The organism is Streptomyces sp. CO7 (assembly GCF_053474865.1).
Genome location: NZ_JBRIOU010000002.1, coordinates 770265 through 775513, shown reverse-complemented (window position 1 = coordinate 775513; position 5249 = coordinate 770265). Strand labels below are relative to the sequence as shown.

Sequence of the window (5249 nt, the reverse complement as noted above, 5' to 3'; positions counted from 1 at the left end):
GAAGTCCTCGGCGGGAGGATGGGACACCACCTCGACCCGGTCCAGGCCGGCGGCACGGGCCTGCGCCTTCATGTGCGCGACGAGCAGGCGTCCGATGCCCCGTCCTTGCGCCTCGTCGGCGACGAACAGCAGATCGAGCTCCGGTGGAGCGAGGACGAGCGAGTAGAACCCGAGGACCCGGCCTCCCTCGTCGTCGCCTCCGACGGCGACGAACACGCGGTGGGCCTCGATGTAGTCAGGACCGACCCGGTAGCCCGCGACCGCAGCCGCGAACTGCCCCTCGTACGCGCCTGAGCCGCGCACGAGCCGGGTGAGCCGTCTGGCGTCCCCCGCGACAGCCCTCCGAATCGTGACCGGCCGTCCGACCCGTGAAGTGCGTGAGCCCATCCGCAGAGTATTCCCCACCGGAGAGCGCCTCCGTGCGGCAGGACGGCAGGTGTGGACGGATCGGCACCCGGCGAAACGCGAGTCCTGCCCGGGCGCGCGGTACTTCGCGGCGCCGGGGCAGGCTGCGATCCAATGGGCAGGGCTCAGCTCGTCTGGCAGGCCGTGCCGTTGAGCTTGAAGTTCGTCGGACGGCCGGAGTCACCCGTGTGCGTGGCCTGGAACCCGATGGTGGTCGTGGCGCCCGGGGCGAGCGTCCCGTTGTAGCCGAGTCCCTTGGCGGTGACGTTTCCGCTGTTGGGCGAGTAGGTCGCGTTCCAACCGGACGTGATGGTCTGCCCCGACGCGAGGGTGAACGTCAGGGTCCACCCGGTGAGCGTGGACGGACCGGTGTTGGTGATGGTGATGTTGTCCGTGAGGCCGGTGTTCCACGCGCTGACGGAGTTCGTCACCCGGCAGGCGCCGCTCGGTGGCGGGGTGGTCGGCGGAGGCGTGGTGGGCGGAGGCGTGGTCGGCGGCGTCTGCTGGTCGAGGCCGAAGAAGGCGATCGCCTTCGCCGCCATGCCTGAGGTGGGAAGGGTGTGGCCGACGCCCGCGAGGCTGATCGCCTCGACGGGGGCCTGCGTGCCGGTGCCGCCGTAACGGGTGCGGGTCCAGCCCGACTGGGGGGTGTCCGTGACCGTCGGCGTCTGGCTCACGCCGAGGACGTTGGTCCACTGCTTGATCTCTTCACCGAAGTTGTTGTAGTGCAGCGTGGAGTCGGTGGCGCCGTGCCAGAGCTGCATGCGCGGCCGCGGCCCGCTGTAGCCCGGGTACGCGGCGCGGACCAGGTCGCCCCACTGCTGCGCGGTCCTGCTGATCTGGCCGTTGGCGCAGGCGCTGTTCCAGCCGGAGCCGTCGGTGGTGGCGAAGCACCCGAACGGCACTCCGCTGAAGGCCGCCCCGGCCTTGAACAGGTCGGGGTAGTCACCGAGCAGGACGTTGGTGGTCATGGCACCGGACGAGGCGCCGGTGACGTAGACCCGGTCTGCGTCGGCTCCGTGGCGCTGGACGACGTTGCGGACCATGGAGGCGATGCTCGTGGGGTCGCTGCCGCCGTCGTGCTTGAGGGCCTGCGGCGAGGAAACGTCGAAACACTGACCGCTGACGTTGGCGTCCGGGTAGACGACGATGAACCCGTATCGGTCCGCCAGCGAGGCGAACTCGGTGCCCGAGTGGAAGCCGGGCCCGGTCCCGGTGCAGTAGTGGACCGCCACCAGAACCGGCGGGTGTGCTCCGGCGCTCGTGGGCACGTACTCGTACATGCGCAGGTTGCCGGGGTTGCTGCCGAAATTGGTCACCTCGGTGAGCGAGGCGGCCTGCGCGGTCGGGGCCGCGAGGAGATAGGCGGCGAGCAGGGGGATCACTCCGCCGAAGAGCGACAGCAGGAGGGTTCGTAACCAGGGTCGTGAGTGCGTTCTGTCCGTCATGTGCTCGTCCTTTCCATGGGCGACGGCACCGGTGCCGTGCGTGCGTCGCGGAGACGGCTCGTTCGGCCGCTCGCCTTTCCGGAGGGCCGAAAATTTCGAAACAATTCCCGATACTTGCGCGTCAAATTTGGGACGGTGGCGGCCTGGCGTCAAGACCGCGCGCACGGGACGGCGGATTCCCGCAGGGGGATCCGCCGCCTCGTGTCCGGCTCGCGTCGACCGGTCAGCGGCCCGCCACCAGTCCGCGCAGGGCGACGTTGCGCCGCAGGACGTTCACCCGCGGCTCACCGGCGAAGCCGAGGGTCCGCCCCTCGGTGTGCTCGGTCACCAGCCGCTCCACCTCGGCCGGCGGCAGGCCGTTGCGCGCGGCGACGGGGTGGGTCTGGAGCCGCGCGTCGCGTTCCAGGATGGCCGCCGAGCGCATCCCGGCCGCCGAGCGCATCCCGAAGGTCTCCCGGACCCGCTCCAGCCTGCAGGCCGGTCTCCCCGCGCAGGACGCCGCCGGCCAGGTGGGAGAGGGTCTCCGCCTCGGCCCGCAGCCGGGCCGCGCGGGGTGTCACGTCATGTCCGCCCCTCGGAGCAGCAGTTGCAGGACGGCGACGGCGGCCACGGCCATCGCCGCGCGGAACGGCCGTCTGCTGCCCGTGCCCGCCGGCGCGGCCATGCCGGCGAAGGCGGCGATCGCGGCCGTCACGCCCAGCGCCCACGCCCAGGGCCCGGCGCGGCCGGCGGGCCCCGCGGTCAGCACCCCCACCGCGGTCAGCATCAGGGTGGGGGCCAGCCACCGGCAGACCGGGCGGCCCAGCCGCTGCGGCAGCCCGCGCACCCCCGCGACGAGGTCGTCCTCGATGTCCGGCAGGACGTTGGCCACATGGGCCCCCACGCCCAACAGCGCCGCCGCGGCCGTCGCCCACCAGGCGGGCCAGGCGCCGTCCGGGAGCCCGAGGGTCACGAAGGCGGGCAGCGTTCCGAAGGACACGGCGTAGGGCAGCGGCGAGAGAAGGGTGCGTTTCAGCGCCAGGTTGTACGCCCAGGCGGAGGCGACGCCCACGAGGTGGACCGCACCGGCCGCGATTCCGCCGAGCAGGGAGAGCGGCACGCACAGTGCGAGGGCGGCCGCCGCGGCGAGGCCGGCCGTCCGGGGCGACAGCTCCCCCGCGGCGACCGGTTTGTCGCGGCGGCCGCAGTCCCGGTCGCGTCCCGCGTCGATCGTGTCGTTGCACCACCCCACGGACAACTGGCCGGCGAACACGGCCGCGGCCACCGCCGCCGAACCCGTCGTCCCGCGGCCGGCCGTCACCGCCAGCGCGGCGACGAACGCCGTCACGGCGAAGGCGGGCTCCGGGTGACTCGCCCTCAGCAGCAGCCGCCACAGCGCGGTGCGGCGCGGCGCGAGAGGCAGGAGCGGCGGGGGCGGCGCCGGCGGCAGGGGTTCGGACGGGTGGAATGTCACGAGGAGAAGCAATAGGCCACCCGCGGCGTGGAAGACATCACCGACATGCCGGTCTCCGCGATCACCGACCCTTCCGTCTCCTCCGAGGGCACGTCCCGCCCGGTGGGCCGGACCGGTGCGGTGAGCACGGTCGCCGGTGTGCACACCGTCCTGCCGCCCCACGTCTACGCGCAGGAGGACCTCACCGAGGCGATCGGCGACCTGTGCCTGGCGCCGGGCGCCGACCGCGCCCTGCTGCGGCGCCTGCACCGGTCCTCCGGCGTGCGCACACGCCACCTCGCCCTGCCGATCGAGCGGTACGCCCAGCTCGCCGACTTCGGGGAGAGCAACGACGCCTGGCTGGCCGTGGGCACACGGCTGGCCGAGGAGGCCGTCGCGGGCGCCCTGCGGCAGGCCGGCCTGCGGCCCGAGGACGTCGACCTCCTGCTGTGCACCTCCATCACCGGGATCGCCGCTCCCTCCCTCGACGCCCGGACGGCGGGCCGTCTCGGGCTGCGGCCCGACGTCAAACGGCTGCCGGTCTTCGGCCTGGGGTGCGCGGCGGGCGCGGCCGGCCTCGCCCGGATCCACGACTACCTGCGCGGCCACCCCGAGGACACGGCCGTCCTCCTGAGCGTCGAACTGTGCTCCCTGACCCTGCAGCGGCGCGACGGCTCGACGGCCAACCTGGTGGCCGGCGCGCTCTTCGGCGACGGCGCGGCCGCCCTGGTCGCGCGGGGCGGCGCCTGCGCCGGGCCCGCGGCCCCGGGTGCGGCAGGCCCCGCCGTCGTGGCGGCCCGGAGCCACCTCTACCCGGGCACCGAGCGCCTCCTGGGGTGGGACGTGGGGGCCGGCGGGTTCCGTGTCGTGATCGACGCCGGGATCCCGGACCTGGTCCGCGACCATCTCGGCGACGGTGTGCGCGCCTTCCTGGCCGAACAGGGGCTGACCACCGCCGACATCGGGACCTGGGTGTGCCATCCGGGCGGCCCCAAGGTCCTGGCCACGCTGACCGGGACGCTCGGCCTGCCCGCGGACGCCCTCGCCGCCTCGTGGTCGTCACTGGCCCGGGTCGGGAACCTCTCCTCGGCCTCGGTCCTGCACATCCTCCAGGGTGTCCGGGACGCGGCCCGCCCGGAACCCGGCTCCTGGGGACTGCTGATGGCCATGGGTCCCGGCTTCTGCTCCGAACTCGTCCTTCTGCGCTGGTGAGGACCACTCATGCCCTGGTACGCCCTTCTGCTCCTCGCCACCGTCTGCCAGCGGCTGGCCGAACTGGTGCTCACCCGGCGCAACGCGGCGTGGGCCCGCACGCGTGACGGGGTGGAGCACGGCCGGGGGCACTACCCGGCCATGGTCGCGCTCCACTCGGGCCTGCTCGTGTGCTGCCTGGCCGAACCCCTGCTCCTGCACCGGCCGTTCCTGCCCGCCCTGGGCTGGCCGATGCTGGCGCTCGTGCTCCTGGCGCAGGCGGTGCGGCTGTGGTGCATCGGCACCCTCGGACCCCGCTGGACCACGCGGGTCGTCGTCCTGCCCGGCGCGCCCCTGGTCCGCACCGGTCCCTACCGGTTCCTGCACCACCCCAACTACGCCGTCGTCGTCGTGGAGGTCGCCGCACTCCCCCTGGTGCACTCCGCGTGGGTGACCGCGGCGGTGTTCTCGGCGGCCAACGCCCTGCTGCTGACCGTTCGGGTGCGCTGCGAGAACGCGGCCCTGGCCTCCGCCGCGCCGGCGTGAGCGGCCGCTGCCACGACCTGGTGGTCGCCGGAGGCGGACCGGCCGGGCTGGCCACCGCGCTCCACGCGGCGCGCGCCGGCCTCGACGTCGTCGTGGCCGAACCCCGGTCGGCCCCCATCGACAAGGCCTGCGGGGAGGGCCTGATGCCCGGGGCCGTGCGCGCCCTGGCGCGGCTGGGTCTGCGGGTGCCGGGGCATCCGCTCACCGGCATCCGCTACGTGCAGGGC

General features: G+C 74.0%; 7 protein-coding genes. 3 read left to right on the top strand and 4 right to left on the bottom strand.

Going from position 1 to position 5249, the window contains the following annotated elements; translation table 11 throughout:
• The 4 genes from ACOV8S_RS05510 to ACOV8S_RS05495 all read right to left on the bottom strand — a co-directional run.
• A partial coding sequence (locus ACOV8S_RS05510) for a GNAT family N-acetyltransferase (RefSeq protein ID WP_448316394.1) occupies nucleotides 1–387 on the bottom strand: 387 nt, incomplete at its 3' end.
• A gap of 143 nt (nucleotides 388–530) precedes the next feature.
• On the bottom strand, nucleotides 531–1853 hold the full coding sequence (locus ACOV8S_RS05505; RefSeq protein ID WP_448316392.1) for an extracellular catalytic domain type 1 short-chain-length polyhydroxyalkanoate depolymerase: 1323 nt from the start codon (nucleotides 1851–1853) through the stop codon (nucleotides 531–533).
• A gap of 223 nt (nucleotides 1854–2076) precedes the next feature.
• Nucleotides 2077–2295, bottom strand: coding sequence for a potassium-transporting ATPase subunit C (locus tag ACOV8S_RS05500; RefSeq protein ID WP_448316391.1), 219 nt, complete (start codon nucleotides 2293–2295; stop codon nucleotides 2077–2079).
• 114 nt (nucleotides 2296–2409) lie between these two features.
• Nucleotides 2410–3306 (bottom strand): UbiA family prenyltransferase, encoded by an 897-nt coding sequence (locus ACOV8S_RS05495; protein ID WP_448316390.1) that lies wholly within the window; start codon nucleotides 3304–3306, stop codon nucleotides 2410–2412.
• 120 nt (nucleotides 3307–3426) lie between these two features.
• On the opposite strand from ACOV8S_RS05495, the gene ACOV8S_RS05490 reads away from it, so the two are divergent.
• The 3 genes from ACOV8S_RS05490 to ACOV8S_RS05480 all read left to right on the top strand — a co-directional run.
• The gene (locus tag ACOV8S_RS05490) at nucleotides 3427–4497 is read left to right on the top strand and encodes a type III polyketide synthase (protein WP_448317361.1); all 1071 of its coding nucleotides are present in this window, start codon (nucleotides 3427–3429) and stop codon (nucleotides 4495–4497) included.
• 9 nt (nucleotides 4498–4506) lie between these two features.
• Entirely contained in the window at nucleotides 4507–5022 is a 516-nt protein-coding gene (locus tag ACOV8S_RS05485) for an isoprenylcysteine carboxyl methyltransferase family protein (RefSeq protein WP_448316389.1), read from the top strand.
• Nucleotides 5019–5249: NAD(P)/FAD-dependent oxidoreductase (locus ACOV8S_RS05480; RefSeq protein WP_448316388.1), on the top strand; the 231-nt coding region annotated here is incomplete at its 3' end. The genes ACOV8S_RS05485 and ACOV8S_RS05480, both read left to right, overlap by 4 nt.

Excerpts from the sequence above, each read along its gene's own strand:
- ACOV8S_RS05505 (WP_448316392.1), bottom strand. The coding sequence starts at position 1,853 with ATGACGGACAGAACGCACTCACGACCCTGGTTACGAACCCTCCTGCTG.
- ACOV8S_RS05500 (WP_448316391.1), bottom strand. The coding sequence starts at position 2,295 with ATGCGCTCGGCGGCCGGGATGCGCTCGGCGGCCATCCTGGAACGCGAC.
- ACOV8S_RS05485 (WP_448316389.1), top strand. The coding sequence starts at position 4,507 with ATGCCCTGGTACGCCCTTCTGCTCCTCGCCACCGTCTGCCAGCGGCTG.